This is a genomic window from Bacteroides sp. 4_1_36 (genome assembly GCF_003466325.1).
Taxonomy (GTDB): domain Bacteria; phylum Bacteroidota; class Bacteroidia; order Bacteroidales; family Bacteroidaceae; genus Bacteroides; species Bacteroides uniformis.
Map to the genome: position 1 here is coordinate 233,558 of NZ_QSOX01000002.1, position 13,882 is coordinate 247,439.

The window sequence follows — 13,882 nt, forward strand, 5'->3', positions numbered from 1 at the left end:
TTAGTTTATAAATTATGCTGAATCCTTTTAGGAGAATTGTTGATTTTTATTGGAGATTTTTAGTTTCTCCTATTGACTACGCCAGACATATAGGTGTTTTTGTTGGTGAAAATTCTTTTATAGCTACGAGGAAATGGAGTAGTGAACCTTATCTGATTACAATTGGTAATAATGTTCAAATTACGAGTGGCGTAGCTATTCACACACATGGAGGAGGGAACTCTGTGCGTTCTCGAATTCCAGATTTTGATGTATTTGGAAAAGTGCAAATCGAAGATTGGGCTTATATAGGTGCATATTCTCAAATCATGCCAGGTGTTACTATTGGAGAAGGTGCTATTGTAGCAGCAGGTAGTGTAGTAACGAAATCAGTACCTCCTAGGACGGTAGTGGGAGGAAATCCTGCCCGCTATATATGTACAGTAGACGAATACATTCAGAAGAATCTGGAATTTAATTTACAAATACATGGCAAGAATTTATCACTAAAAGAAAAACGGAAATTCTTGTTGACACTTCCTGAAGAAAAATTCTTAAAAAAATAGCTATGAAGATATTTTTCTATATTAATACTATATCTAGTGGGGGGGCTGAGAGAGTGCTGACTAATTTGGCAACAGAAATGTCGACTCGTGGACATGAATGTGTTTTGATAACATCTTTCCCTTGTTCATGGGAATATTCTTATGGAGAAGATGTGCAGCGTATTTCATTAGATTTGAATAAGATAGAAGGTTATTTTAAAAGGAATGTAATACTAATATATCGATTGAGAAAATTATTGAAATCGGAAAGGCCAGATATTCTTGTTTCATTTATGGCAGAACCTAATTTCCGAGCAATAATCGCAAAACTTGGTTCTGGCATAAAGTCCATTCTTTCAGTTCGCAGCAGTCCGGATGTTGAGTATGGCAGTAATTTTACATCTTTTTTGGCCAAAATATTATTTCGTTTTGGAGATGCAATTGTTTTTCAAACTCATGATGCTAAGATATGGTTTCCAGAGGTAATACGGAAGAAATCATTTATTATATATAATCCTATTGATCGGGTTTTCTACAATACGAAACTAAGCGAGTCTCGTTCGGGAATAGTTACGGTCGGTCGAATTGACAAATTCAAAAATCATAGATTACTGATTGAATCATTTGCGAAAATTGCAAATCAAGTGAATGATAATCTTATAATATATGGATCAGGAGATGTTACTTCATTGAAACTATATGCTGAGTCACTTGGTATAGGAGAAAGGGTTCATCTACCTGGCCAAATATCAGATGTTCCTACTTTCATAAAAAGTGCGCGGCTATTTGTTTTGTCTTCGAATGTTGAGGGAATGCCTAATGCATTGATGGAAGCTATGGCTATTGGTCTACCTTGTATATCAACCGATTGCCCTTGTGGAGGTCCTCGAATGCTATTTCCAGAAAGCATTAGGGAGTATCTTGTCCCAGTAGGAGATTCAGATACTTTATCGAAACGAATGTTGGCGGTTCTTACAGATTCTCAAAAAGCAATATTTCTTGCACAAGAATGTAAGAAGGCTTCTTTTGAATTTGAGTCGTGTAGAGTTTTTGACAAATGGGAATTGCTATTCAGGAATACCTAACTTTTATTTACTAATTTCATTATTGATGAATATACGAGGAGTCTGATGAAAATCTTGCATATCATAAATTCATTCATGAGAGGTGGTGGTGCAGAGACATTAGTTTTAACCTTAGCTACTGCATTAAGTAGGATAGAAGGCAATACAGTTCATGTATTAAGCTTGAAAGATCCGGAAGACAAGGAGTTTGTTCAGTTTTTGGAAGAACAAGGAGGAAAATGCTTTGCATTATCTGAAAATTTGAAATCGTTCAAAAATGTTCAATTGTTAGCAAATTTTATTAAAAGAGGTAACTATGATATTGTGAATGTTCATCTTTTCCCATCCCTTTATGTGGCAGCATTAGCTAAAATATTAAAAGGGGTGAATACTCGTTTGGTATATACAGAGCATTCTACGACTAATAGACGTAGAGGGAGATTGATGTTTAGAATTATTGATAAAAGAGTATATCATGTTTATGATTGTATTATAACAATATCAAAAGAGGTAGAGCTGGCACTCAAAAAACACGTTCCAGATGCACGTACTGTAACGATAAATAATGGAATTAATATATCATTATTTGAAAATGCAATTCCTGCCAATATTCGCACAGAAATGGGTTTGAAGCCAGATTGTAAACTAGTTACAATGGTAGCTAGGTTTTGTTTCATGAAAGATTACAAGACTCTTATCAAAGCGATGTCGAGACTTGAGCGTGATATACATTTATTATGTATCGGTGATGGCCCTTTTTTGAACGAGAATAAAGAATATGCGAAGGCAGTAGGCGTAGACTCTCGTATACATTTTCTTGGTTTGAGAAAAGATGTTCCTAATTTGCTACAAGCTTCAGATGTTATAGTTCTTTCTTCGAAACATGAAGGATTTAGTATTTCAATGCTTGAAGCTATGTCATGCAAAAAGCCTTTTATTGGTTCCAATGTACCAGGTATTGGTGATTTGGTAAGAGATGTAGCATTGTTGTTTGAGTTTCAGGATGATGAAGAACTGGCTCTACGCATAAAAGAGGTTTTAACAGACAGAACCTTATATTGTAATGTCGCTGAAAAATGCTATTCTTTTGCCAAACAATATGATATAAACATAATATCACAAAAATATATGAAACTTTATAGAAGTCTATGATTTCTACAGCAAATGTAGGAATAGCTGTTGCTTTTTGGAAATGTAATAATAATTGTAAATATATGGCATATAAACATTTGAAATTTCCCCAAGGTTCTTTATTCTTGGTGACTGGCGGAGCTGGTTTTATTGGTTCCAATCTTTGTGAGGCTATTTTAAATCTCGGCTATAAAGTAAGATGTCTTGATGATTTATCCACGGGTAAGCAAGCTAATGTGGATATGCTTTTGAGTAATCCCGACTATGAGTTTATTTATGGTGATATAAAGAATCTTGATTCTTGTATGGTAGCATGTAAAGGAGTGGATTATGTGTTACATCAAGCGGCTTGGGGCAGTGTACCTCGCTCAATAGAGATGCCTCTTTTTTATTGTGGTAACAATATCCAGGGAACTCTCAATATGCTTGAAGCTGCACGGCAAAATAAAGTGAAAAAGTTCGTTTATGCTTCTAGTTCTTCAGTCTATGGTGATGAGCCCCATCTTCCAAAGTCGGAGGGAAAGGAAGGTAACTTGCTTTCTCCTTACGCTGTGACCAAACGTTGTGATGAAGAATGGGCTAAACAATATACTCGTCATTATGGGCTTGATACCTATGGAATGCGCTATTTTAATGTGTTTGGTCGTCGGCAAGATCCTCATGGAGCTTATGCTGCTGTAATACCTAAGTTCATCAAGCAGTTAATTGATAATGAACGTCCTATTATTAATGGAGACGGTAAACAAAGTCGCGATTTTACCTACATTGAAAATGTGATTGAGGCTAATTTAAAGGCATGTCTTGCACCAAGTGAGGTTGCTGGTGATACTTTTAATATTGCATATGGTGGCCGTGAATACCTCATAGACATTTACTATACATTAACAAAAGCTTTAGACAAAGAGATTGAACCGATTTTCAGTACTGAACGCAAGGGAGATATCAAGCATTCTAATGCAGATATTAGTAAGGCAAAACTCTTACTTGGCTATGAGCCAGAATATGATTTTGTGAGAGGTTTAAATGAGGCTATTGAATGGTATAAAAATAATCTGTAAAACAAGAAAAATATAGTCGAATATAATGGAAAGTGAAATTAAAATTGCCGTAATCGGTCTCGGTTACGTAGGGCTTCCTTTGGCCCGTTTGTTCTCTACCAAATACAAAACTGTTGGTTTTGACATGAATAAATCCCGTGTGAATGCATTGATGGCAGGACACGATGCTACCCTTGAAGTTTCGGACGAATTGCTGCAGTCTGCCATTGCCAATGGCTTCAAGTGCACGGCTGACATTGAAGACATTCGTGATTGCAACTTCTATGTTGTGGCAGTTCCTACCCCTGTGGATCATAACCATAATCCGGACTTGACTCCTCTGTACAATGCAAGTACCACTGTGGGGAAAGTGATTTCCAAAGGTGATATTGTAGTGTATGAATCTACAGTATATCCGGGTGTGACTGAGGATGAATGTATTCCGGTAGTGGAAAGAATATCCGGTTTGAAATTCAATACGGATTTCTTTGCAGGCTATTCCCCCGAACGTATCAATCCGGGTGACAAGCTACACACAGTCGAGAAGATAAAGAAAGTGACTTCAGGTTCAACTCTTGAAATTGGTAAGAAAGTGAACGAAGTGTATGCTTCTGTTATATCTGCCGGAACACATTTGGCTCCCACGATGAAGGTGGCAGAGGCGGCCAAAGTCATTGAGAATTCGCAACGTGATATCAATATAGCCTTTGTCAATGAGCTTTCCAAGATATTCATGCGTATGGGGATTGATACTCAGGATGTATTGGAGGCTGCAAGTACCAAATGGAATTTTCTTCCCTTCAAGCCGGGGCTGGTTGGAGGACACTGCATTGGCGTAGACCCTTATTATCTGGCCCAGTGTGCACAGAGTTATGGCTATAATCCTGAAATCATATTGGCCGGTCGTCGTATGAATGATGGTATGGGAGAGTATGTGGCTGGTCAAGTGATAAAACTGATGCTGAAAAAAGGAATTCAGGTTTTGAACTCTAATATACTGATACTCGGTTTTACTTTCAAGGAGAATTGTCCGGATGTACGTAATACGAAAGTGATAGATATTTATGAGGCTTTGATGGGATACAATCTGAATATAACCGTTTATGATCCGTGGGCAAATCCGGATATCGTAAAGCATGAATATGGAATTGAAGTGATCAATGAACTTCCTGAAGAAAAGTTTGATTCGGTTGTGTTGGCGGTTGCCCATCAACTGTTTACGGGAATAGATATCGAAAGTTTGTCGAAGACACGGTCTGTTGTGTTTGATGTTAAAGGTTTCTTGCCCAAAGAATCCGTTGACGGCAGATTATGATAAAATGAAAAAGCTTTTCTTTGTTACCAATGTTGATTGGTTCTTTATTTCCCATCGTTTGCCTATTGCCCTGAATGCTATTCAGCAGGGATATGAAGTTTATTTATTGTCACGGGATACCGGAAGAAAACAGTTTTTACAAGGGAAAGGGATTCGCTTTATCGATATTCCTTTTGACCGTTCCGGAAGTAATCCTTTGCATGAATTGAAATGTATTTTTCAGTTATATACAAACTACAAAAAGTATAGACCTAATATAATTCATCATGTTACTTTAAAGGCTGCATTGTTAGGTTCTGTTGCAGCTAAGCTGTCAGGGCAACATCATGTTGTGAATGCAATAAGTGGATTGGGGTATAACTTTACGAACGGCAGGAATGGGATTTTGCAGAAGTTGATAAGGACTTTGATTCGCATTGCATTCAAAAGTAAGTCTTTTTCCTTTATTCTTCAGAATCCGGATGATGTGGGGATGATCAAAGGCTTCAATCTGGTTCCCTCGTCCCATATTTTTCTGATAAAGGGCTCGGGAGTAGATTTGAATGAATTTGTTTTTTCCCAAGCTCCTGGCAAGACTCAATTAAAGGTACTCTTTCCTGCAAGGATATTGTTGGATAAGGGGGTGATGGAGTTCATTGATGCAGCCAAATTACTTCAAAAGCGATTTATTGGAAAAGTAAAATTCATATTGGCAGGTGATTGCGACAAAGAAAATCTGGCTGTTTTGGGGGAAGAAAAGCTAAGGTCTCTTCTTGTCGATGATTATATTGAATGGATAGGATATCAGGCTCAAATGTTTCCTATATATACGGATAGCGATATCGTTGTACTGCCTTCCTATCGGGAAGGTTTGCCCAAATCCTTGATTGAAGCATGTGCGGTAGGGCGTCCTATTGTAACAACCGATGTACCGGGTTGCCGTGAATGCGTGAAATCCGGATATAATGGTTATTTGGTTCCTGCCAAGGACAGTAGGGCGTTGGCTGATGCCATCGGCCTATTGATAGAAGATGATGCGAAGAGGAAGGAGTTTGGAAGGAACTCTCGTCTGTTGGCGGAAGAAGAATTTTCTATAGATAAGGTTGTCAGGCAAACTTTTGATATTTATCAATCAATTATTAGGATATCTTGATATTCCCGGGTATCTTTGTAGAAAGATTGGATTCATGAAGAAGAACAAGCCATATAAGGAACAAGAACCGATGGTGCCGAATGTTGGTGAACCGGTAGTTGTATATACGGGTAATGAGAATAATCCGAATATCGTTACGGAAGGACGTGATGACATTAGGCATGCTATTTCCGGTGAAGAATTATTGGATAGACTTTGCCCTCGTATAAAGGCTTTGTTTGGATGAGAGTCGTATTCGCTCCCGAAGTAGAGGAGGATTTGTATGGGCTTATAAAAATACTTGTTGAGAAGGAGTATTTGGGTACTTATCCTTTTGCTATTTCTTATGTGGAAGAACTGATAGCTGATATTCAACAGAACATTCATTCTAAATTAAAAAAGAAAGCGCCCGCTTTTTTTGAGCGTTATGGTAAGGATATGTATTACATCACTTATCAACGTAATTCTAATACGACGTGGTATATTTTCTTCTCTGTCATTGGAGATACTTATTTTATTAAATACATAACCAATAATCACGTTTCCGGTCAGTATATTTTTTAGCATATTTCAATGAACATACTCGTCACTGGAATCCACGGCTTTGTGGGTTCCAATCTCGTTGTTGCCCTAAAGGAACGTCATAGCCTTTACGGGCTGGATATTGTCGCTCCTGAAAAGGAGGGGGTGGTAAAGACTTTTTTCTGGAAGGATATCGAACCGGCTTCTTTTCCGATGCGGAATCTTCCTGAATTCGATGCCATTATTCATCTGGCTGGTAAAGCCCATGATACGAAAAACCGGTCCGCAGCCCAATCCTATTTTGATATTAATACGGGATTGACCCAAAAGATATTTGATTTCTTTCTGGAATCGTCTGCGAAGAAGTTCATATTCTTCAGTTCTGTGAAAGCCGCTGCAGACAGTGTGGTGGGTGATATGCTGACTGAAGATGTGGTGCCTGCTCCGATAGGACCGTATGGGGAGAGCAAGATAACTGCCGAGAATTATATTCTTGGCAAGTTGAATGTTGAAAATGGAGAATTGAAAGTTAATCCGTATGATGACAAGCAGGTCTATATCCTGCGTCCCTGCATGATTCATGGTTCCGGCAACAAAGGCAATCTGAATCTTCTTTATAATGTGGTGAGGAAAGGTATTCCCTGGCCTTTGGGGGCTTTTGAGAACAGGAGGTCTTTTACTTCGATAGACAATCTTTGCTACGTGGTGGAAGGGCTGTTGACTAAGGAGGTGGGGAGTGGTATCTACCACATGGGAGATGACGAGGCCTTGTCCACGAATGAGCTGATAGCTTTGATGTGTCGGGCTTTGGACCGCAAGCCGCATATCTGGAAGATAAACAGAGGACTGATGGAATTCTGTGCCCGGCTTGGGACTCTGCTCCATTTGCCTTTGAATACAGAGCGTCTGCGCAAGTTGACAGAGAATTATGTGGTGAGTAATGCGAAGATAAAGGCTGCCCTGGGAATTGACAGAATGCCGGTGAGGGCAGAGGAGGGGATAGTGAGAACGATAAAATCGTTCTCAAATTAAAAGTTAAGAATTAAAAATTGATAATTAAAAATTAAAGAGGAAAATACTGTTATGTATTATCTGTTAATATTGGTTCTGCTGTTTTTGGCAGAACTTTTTTATTTTAGAGTGGCTGATAGGTACAATATCATCGACAAGCCCAATGAGCGGAGTTCCCATACGAAAGTGACTTTACGCGGTGGTGGGATTATTTTCTATTTCGGAGCGTTGGCCTATTTCCTGACGAGTGGCTTTGAATATCCTTGTTTCCTGCTTGCCTTGACACTGGTGACGTTCATCAGCTTCGTGGACGATATAAAATCCACCGGACAGATGACAAGGCTGCTTTTTCATTTCTCTGCTATGGCTATGATGTTTTATCAGTGGGGACTGTTCTCCTTGTCCTGGTGGTGGATAGTCATAGCCTTGATAGTCTGTACGGGTATCATCAATGCCTACAACTTTATGGATGGCATTAACGGCATAACCGGTGGTTATTCTCTGGTTATTCTTGCTGCGTTGGCCTATATCAATAAGGAGGTGGTTACTTTTGTGGAAGCGGATTTCATCTATACCGTTATCTGTTCCGTTCTAGTTTTCTGTTTCTTCAATTTCCGCAAGCGTGCCAAATGCTTTGCCGGTGATGTGGGTTCGGTGAGCATTGCCTTTATCCTTCTTTTCCTGATAGGCAGGCTCATCATTGAAACGGAAGATTTCAGTTGGATAGTCCTTTTATCCGTTTATGGTGTGGATAGTGTACTGACTATCATTCACCGCCTGATGCTTCATGAGAATATCGGGCTACCGCATCGCAAGCATCTGTATCAGATTATGGCGAATGAACTGAAGATTCCTCATGTCATAGTCTCTCTGGCCTATATGACAATACAGACTTTTATAATAGTAGGATATATTTATTACCAACGGTATGGCTATATCTTCTTGATAGGGTGTATCTTACTGTTGAGCGCAATATACGTACTCTTCATGAAAAAGTATTTTTCAAGACATATCTCTTGAATTACTGTCTTCCATTATACAATTTCCACGGTCACCTGAATACCCAAAGCTTTGGCAATACGCTCGATATCACGCTTCTTTGTTTTTGTATTGCTGCAGGTCATAAGAAACCGTCCGTTGCCTAATGGTTTTTGAGCGCGCTGGTATTTCTCATGAAGTGTGTTTGATATCAAGGGAATCTTGCATACCTTGATATTTAAAGATTGCACTTGTTCCACACCTACTGTCATCACAAATTGCCGGAAAGTCTCGGCTGCTTGTGTTTCTTGAATTACTTTCCCATTACCAAAAGTAATCTTTAATCGGGATATTGGAGTATTGCTTTCCGTATCATTGGTTACTTGGTACAGTTTCTTTGCTGCTTCAAGAAATCTTGGAAATAATGTTCCCCACTGGTTGTTGACAACAATTTTTGTTCCGTCTGCCAATAAAATAACTTCATCAGGCTTAAGAAAGTAACGTTTCTTTAAATCGGGATGAGATTTGATTTTTTCTTGGACTTCTATCAAAGTACGTATTACACCCAATGCTTTACTGTGTAAATTGGATGGAAAGACTTTCTCCAGCTCAACATAGTTTATGTTGGGATGGTCTTTGATATAATGCTTGATTACTTCCAATACAAAACGTCTTTTGACATAGAAGTTGATTCCATCCAATGAGAATTTTGTATGGTCTTTGGAGTCACTTTCTTTATAGTCGTTTTGTGAGTTTTTAGATGTTTGCCTCGTTTTAAGCTGTAATGAAGGCAGAATGCTCTTATTTTCGTAATGTACTGTAAGCGTAAGATTGGCAAATTCTTCATTAATGGCGGATTCCTCAAATCCTTCAGCTGTAAACTTGTCTTTGAGCAACGAAATTATATTCTTTACCCCATTGCCTTCGGATAAGAATTCTGACACCCTCCTATGCAGATTATTACGCGCTTGGATTTTTTTATATTGCTCATTACAGAATGTTTCTATTTTCTCCAGATTGAATTTGTCGTAGCTCAATAAATCACAGATGATGGAACCATTTGTATCTTCTTTTTTAATTTCCGCTGTAAATACACAAATGGGATTCTCTCCATCATTGGGAATGTCATAGTAAAGTTGTATCTTTTCTCCTATATATAATCCGACATTAAGTTTCAACTGGCGCATATACGACATCAGTTGATTTTCTTGTCTTTCATTTCGTATATTAGACGGACGTTTTATTTCAATTGGGAGTACGGGGGATTGTGTATCATGTTCGTTCTTTCGCCAAAGTACAATGTCCGGGCGTATGGAGTTGCTATTGCCTATCGGTAATGTATACTGGGATACCATTGTTCCATTGGTCTTTTTCCATCCAAGAAATTTCAAGCAGTTCTCTATTTCCCGCTGGTAATCACCTTCTACCGAATTTGTTTCAAAATACGGTATCAGTGTTTCCACAATCTCAGGCCAATTTTCATTCATCTTTTATCGGGTTATATTAGGACATATTGTTTACACTTCTTCGGAGTGTGCATAAAGCAAATGTATTGACTTTATTTGAACTGCCCAAATTATAGTCATAAAAAATGAATCGGGCGGTGTACAATAAAAACAAATAGTCCCGGATTCTTTGTCAAGAATCCGGGACTATTTGTTTTTATCGTTTTTGAGGGGCTTTACTTAGCCGGCTTCAACCATTTGTCCAGCCATTCAAAGAAGGTACGTTGCCACAGCACGCCATTCTGAGGTTTCAGTACCCAGTGGTTTTCGTCCGGATAGATAAGCAGTTCGGCAGGAACGCCACGCATCACGGCTGCATCGAAGGCGGCCATTGCCTGGTTGGCAAGGATGCGGAAGTCCTTTTCTCCGTGGATGCAGAGGATAGGGGTGTCCCATTTGTCGACGAAGAGATGCGGGGAGTTGGCAAAAGTGCGTTGTGCCGTAGCGTTGTTCTTTTCCCAATAAGCGCCGCCCATATCCCAGTTGGCAAACCATTTCTCTTCCGTTTCCAGATATTGCATTTCCATGTTGAAGATACCGTCGTGTGCGATGAATGCCTTGAAGCGTTTGTCATGGTGTCCGGCAAGCCAATATACGGAGAAACCTCCGAAGCTGGCACCTACGCAACCCAGGCGGTCTTTGTCGACGAAAGGTTCTTTCGCCATTTCGTCAATGGCAGTGAAGTAGTCCTTCATGCACTGGCCGCCATAATCACCGCTGATGGCTTCGTTCCACTCTACACCGAAGCCCGGAAGACCACGACGGTTGGGAGCTACGATGATATAGTCGTTTGCCGCCATAATCTGGAAATTCCAACGGTAGCTCCAGAACTGGCTGACGGGACTCTGAGGACCACCTTCACAGAAGAGGAGGGTGGGGTACTTCTTGTTAGGGTCGAACTGCGGAGGATAAATCACCCAGGTCAGCATCTGCTTGCCGTCGGTGGTCTTCATCCAGCGGGCTTCCACTTTACCCATCTCCAGCTGGTCGTAAATCTGCTTGTTTTCTGTGGTCAGTTGCACTGCTTCTGCAAAAGCGTCGCCGTTACGTGCACTGTTTACGGCATAGATTTCGTCGCCCATGCTCATGGAATGACGTTTGGCGATAATCTTGTCTCCGCAAAGGGCAAGCGAAGCATAGTCGTACATGCCGTCGGTGAGCTGGGTAAGCTTGTCGTTTCCGGCAAGGTCGATGTTGTAAATCTGTGTCTCGCCATGCCATACACCGATGAAGTAGATGCTCTGGGAATCTTTGTTCCACAAGAAGGCGTCCACGTTCGATTCGAAAGCTTTGCTTACAAAACGTTTCTCGCCGGTCTCGAGGTTCATGATAAACAAGCGGTTCAAGTCGGCTTCGTAGCCGTCACGCTCCATGCTCTGCCAGGCGATGTATTTGCCGTCGGGAGAGTATTGGGGATTCGTATCATATCCCTTGTTTTCTTCCGTGATGTTTTTGGTTTCCTTGGAGGCAAGGTCGTAGATATAAATGTCGGAGTTGGTGGAAATGGCATACGCCAGTCCGGTTTTCTTACGGCATGTATAGGCCACTTTATCAGAAGACGGGCTCCATGCCAGCTGCTCGATACCGCCCCAGGGCTTCATCGGGCTTTCGTATGGCTCTCCCTCAAGAATATCAGTGACATTGCTGATGGCATTGCCGTCGAAATCAGCAACAAACGGATGGGGAGCAGTAGTCACCCATTCATCCCAATGCTTGTACATCAGGTCGGTAACGATGATGCCGGTGGCTTTAGGAAGGTCCGGATGTTTGTCTGCCGTACTCTTCACGGTCTTTACCTGGGCAATGAAAAGGAGTTTCTTGCCGTCGGGCGAGAAAGAGAACCCTTCGATGTCTCCCTCGTATTGGGTCAGCTGCTTGCGTCCGCTGCCGTCGGGATTCATTTCCCATACCTGGCTGCTGCCGCTTTCGTTGCAAAGGAAGGCAAGCTTCTTGCCGTCCTTGAACCACGTGGGCTGTCCTTCTTGCCAGGCGTCATGCGTTATCTGGGTATTGTCACTACCGTCGGCATTCATGACGAAGACTTCGCTGTTACTCTTGTTCTGGGGCACGCTGTAATAAGATACCGTGTAGGCAATCTGCTTTTCGTCGGGGGATACGGCCACACTGCCGATACGTCCCATCGCCCAGAGTGCCTCGGGTGTCATACGCTTTCCTTCAATCTTGATGTCCGACCGCTGGATGAGCGTTGCTGCGTCCTGCTGCTGTCCGGCATCTTTTGTGCCTCCGCAAGAGGCCAATGTCATGGCTGCTGACATAAGTAGTAGATTTACTTGTTTCATATATGTTTTTTGTTTCGGTTATTTCAATGCAAAGATACTAAATTTTCCTTCCTTGCCAATTCCCACGTTTGATATATAGCCAGCAGAAAATGAGAATAAAGCTGGAATAAACCATTTCCGAGGTCCAGCAGATGGCCACGTCGAGTTGCAGAATCAGAATAATGTAGGTGATATAGGCTGTGTAGATGACCAGCGTTGCCAGCTCCATGCCCAATGCAGTACGCGTATTGCCGGTTCCGGAAACTGCCTGGAAATAGACATTGGCAGGAACCAGGAACAGATAGGTGGAGCACATCACCCAAAGCGAATGCACGGCAGCATCCTGCAGGTCGGGTATGTCGGTATAAATTCCCAGAATCAGCTTGGGGAACAGCGCGAAAAGCAATGCCAGCGGAAGTACGAAAACGTAGGCTATGCGTACATGTTGCCGGATAGTGCCTGCCACGCAATCGGAGTGGCCTGCACCGATGAGGTTGCTGACCAATGAACCGCAGGTAGAGGCAAATGCCATGAGTACCATGAACAGTATGCCGGACACATTGCGGACAATGTTGGTCACTGCCAGCGAGCGCTCTCCCAGATGCTCCACATAAAGGAAGAACAAGAACCAGGTGGAGAGGGAGAAGAAATTCTGTATCATGGTCCAGAAAGAGACGTTCAGCATCCGTTTCAATACGTCCAGCCGGAACTTCGGAATACGGTCCAGCCCGTACTTGCGGCAGTCAATACGGCTACGGGTATAGAGGATGAAGAATAACAGCGAAACCAGCTCGGCCAATGAGGAGCCGATGGCGGCTCCGGCAATGCCGAGTGCAGGAAAACCGAATTTACCGAAAATCAGGATATAGTTGAATACAACATTGCTCAACACCATGACGATAGAGTTCAGTGTCAGTGTCTTGGTCTGGGTGGTTCCCAAGAAAAAGGCACGGAACATGACTGCGCTGAACGAGAAGAAGGCACCGAATACACGCCAGTGCAGGTAGCTGGTGGCTGCTTCGTAGATATGTTCCGAGGCTACGATGCGTTTCAGGATAATCGGCGAGAAGCAATAGGACAGCAGGAACATGACTGCCGCCATCCCGACTTGGAAATAGATGCCCTGATAGAACAAGTCACCGATTTCCTTATACTGCCGTTCGCCGTTGCGCCGGGCAATGAGTATCTGTGCCCCGATGCTGAAACCGAAGGCAACCATGAAGATGACCATATAGAAGACACCGGCGATGGCAGATGCTCCCAGCTCGACTTCGCCCACACGCCCGAGGAAGGCGGTGTCCGTCATACCTATCATCTGCTCCATAAGGAGGCTGATTAGGATAGGGTAGGCTATGAGCCAGATTTGTTTGTAAGTGTATTTAGTCTGCATAATTTAGAGTCTGTG

General features: G+C 41.8%; 13 protein-coding genes. 10 read left to right on the plus strand and 3 right to left on the minus strand.

Features of this window, described 5'->3' with window-relative positions; genetic code table 11:
• Positions 1-14 precede the first annotated feature (14 nt).
• From DXD65_RS21520 to DXD65_RS03920, 10 genes are all read left to right on the plus strand, one after another.
• Positions 15-545, plus strand: coding sequence for an acyltransferase (locus DXD65_RS21520; RefSeq protein ID WP_117887366.1), 531 nt, complete (start codon positions 15-17; stop codon positions 543-545).
• A 2-nt stretch (positions 546-547) separates the two neighbouring features.
• Entirely contained in the window at positions 548-1,609 is a 1,062-nt protein-coding gene (locus DXD65_RS03880; protein ID WP_117887367.1) for a glycosyltransferase, read from the plus strand.
• Positions 1,610-1,654: 45 nt separating this feature from the next.
• Entirely contained in the window at positions 1,655-2,740 is a 1,086-nt protein-coding gene (locus DXD65_RS03885) for a glycosyltransferase family 4 protein (RefSeq protein WP_117887368.1), read from the plus strand.
• 62 nt (positions 2,741-2,802) lie between these two features.
• Positions 2,803-3,777, plus strand: a complete 975-nt coding sequence (locus tag DXD65_RS03890; protein WP_117887382.1) for an SDR family oxidoreductase — start codon at positions 2,803-2,805, stop codon at positions 3,775-3,777.
• A gap of 25 nt (positions 3,778-3,802) precedes the next feature.
• A complete protein-coding gene (locus DXD65_RS03895; RefSeq protein ID WP_044469023.1) occupies positions 3,803-5,071 on the plus strand; it encodes a nucleotide sugar dehydrogenase in 1,269 nt (422 codons plus the stop codon).
• 4 nt (positions 5,072-5,075) lie between these two features.
• A complete protein-coding gene (locus tag DXD65_RS03900; protein ID WP_034523419.1) occupies positions 5,076-6,203 on the plus strand; it encodes a glycosyltransferase family 4 protein in 1,128 nt (375 codons plus the stop codon).
• Positions 6,204-6,237: 34 nt separating this feature from the next.
• Positions 6,238-6,429 carry a hypothetical protein gene (locus DXD65_RS03905; RefSeq protein ID WP_005836975.1) on the plus strand — a complete coding sequence of 64 codons (192 nt, stop codon included), beginning with the start codon at positions 6,238-6,240 and terminating at the stop codon, positions 6,427-6,429.
• Entirely contained in the window at positions 6,426-6,746 is a 321-nt protein-coding gene (locus DXD65_RS03910) for a hypothetical protein (protein WP_005829173.1), read from the plus strand. Before DXD65_RS03905 ends, DXD65_RS03910 begins: the two co-directional genes overlap by 4 nt.
• 9 nt (positions 6,747-6,755) lie before the next feature.
• Entirely contained in the window at positions 6,756-7,736 is a 981-nt protein-coding gene (locus tag DXD65_RS03915) for an NAD-dependent epimerase/dehydratase family protein (RefSeq protein WP_005836976.1), read from the plus strand.
• Positions 7,737-7,787: 51 nt separating this feature from the next.
• Positions 7,788-8,735, plus strand: coding sequence for an MraY family glycosyltransferase (locus DXD65_RS03920; protein WP_117887369.1), 948 nt, complete (start codon positions 7,788-7,790; stop codon positions 8,733-8,735).
• A 14-nt stretch (positions 8,736-8,749) separates the two neighbouring features.
• On the opposite strand, the gene DXD65_RS03925 is transcribed toward DXD65_RS03920, so the two are convergent.
• From DXD65_RS03925 to DXD65_RS03935, 3 genes are all read right to left on the minus strand, one after another.
• On the minus strand, positions 8,750-10,180 hold the full coding sequence (locus DXD65_RS03925; RefSeq protein ID WP_117887370.1) for a hypothetical protein: 1,431 nt from the start codon (positions 10,178-10,180) through the stop codon (positions 8,750-8,752).
• Between the two features lie 194 nt (positions 10,181-10,374).
• Positions 10,375-12,498, minus strand: a complete 2,124-nt coding sequence (locus DXD65_RS03930) for an alpha/beta hydrolase family protein (protein ID WP_009038496.1) — start codon at positions 12,496-12,498, stop codon at positions 10,375-10,377.
• 37 nt (positions 12,499-12,535) lie between these two features.
• A complete protein-coding gene (locus tag DXD65_RS03935; RefSeq protein WP_057087615.1) occupies positions 12,536-13,867 on the minus strand; it encodes an MATE family efflux transporter in 1,332 nt (443 codons plus the stop codon).
• Positions 13,868-13,882 lie beyond the last annotated feature (15 nt).

What these genes read in the sequence shown, in the direction of transcription:
- DXD65_RS03890 (WP_117887382.1), top strand. Translation starts at nt 2,803, where the DNA reads ATGGCATATAAACATTTGAAATTTCCCCAAGGTTCTTTATTCTTGGTG.
- DXD65_RS03925 (WP_117887370.1), bottom strand. Translation starts at nt 10,180, where the DNA reads ATGAATGAAAATTGGCCTGAGATTGTGGAAACACTGATACCGTATTTT.
- DXD65_RS03900 (WP_034523419.1), top strand. Translation starts at nt 5,076, where the DNA reads ATGAAAAAGCTTTTCTTTGTTACCAATGTTGATTGGTTCTTTATTTCC.
- DXD65_RS03905 (WP_005836975.1), top strand. Translation starts at nt 6,238, where the DNA reads ATGAAGAAGAACAAGCCATATAAGGAACAAGAACCGATGGTGCCGAAT.
- DXD65_RS21520 (WP_117887366.1), top strand. Translation starts at nt 15, where the DNA reads ATGCTGAATCCTTTTAGGAGAATTGTTGATTTTTATTGGAGATTTTTA.
- DXD65_RS03915 (WP_005836976.1), top strand. Translation starts at nt 6,756, where the DNA reads ATGAACATACTCGTCACTGGAATCCACGGCTTTGTGGGTTCCAATCTC.
- DXD65_RS03920 (WP_117887369.1), top strand. Translation starts at nt 7,788, where the DNA reads ATGTATTATCTGTTAATATTGGTTCTGCTGTTTTTGGCAGAACTTTTT.
- DXD65_RS03935 (WP_057087615.1), bottom strand. Translation starts at nt 13,867, where the DNA reads ATGCAGACTAAATACACTTACAAACAAATCTGGCTCATAGCCTACCCT.
- DXD65_RS03930 (WP_009038496.1), bottom strand. Translation starts at nt 12,498, where the DNA reads ATGAAACAAGTAAATCTACTACTTATGTCAGCAGCCATGACATTGGCC.
- DXD65_RS03885 (WP_117887368.1), top strand. Translation starts at nt 1,655, where the DNA reads ATGAAAATCTTGCATATCATAAATTCATTCATGAGAGGTGGTGGTGCA.
- DXD65_RS03880 (WP_117887367.1), top strand. Translation starts at nt 548, where the DNA reads ATGAAGATATTTTTCTATATTAATACTATATCTAGTGGGGGGGCTGAG.
- DXD65_RS03895 (WP_044469023.1), top strand. Translation starts at nt 3,803, where the DNA reads ATGGAAAGTGAAATTAAAATTGCCGTAATCGGTCTCGGTTACGTAGGG.
- DXD65_RS03910 (WP_005829173.1), top strand. Translation starts at nt 6,426, where the DNA reads ATGAGAGTCGTATTCGCTCCCGAAGTAGAGGAGGATTTGTATGGGCTT.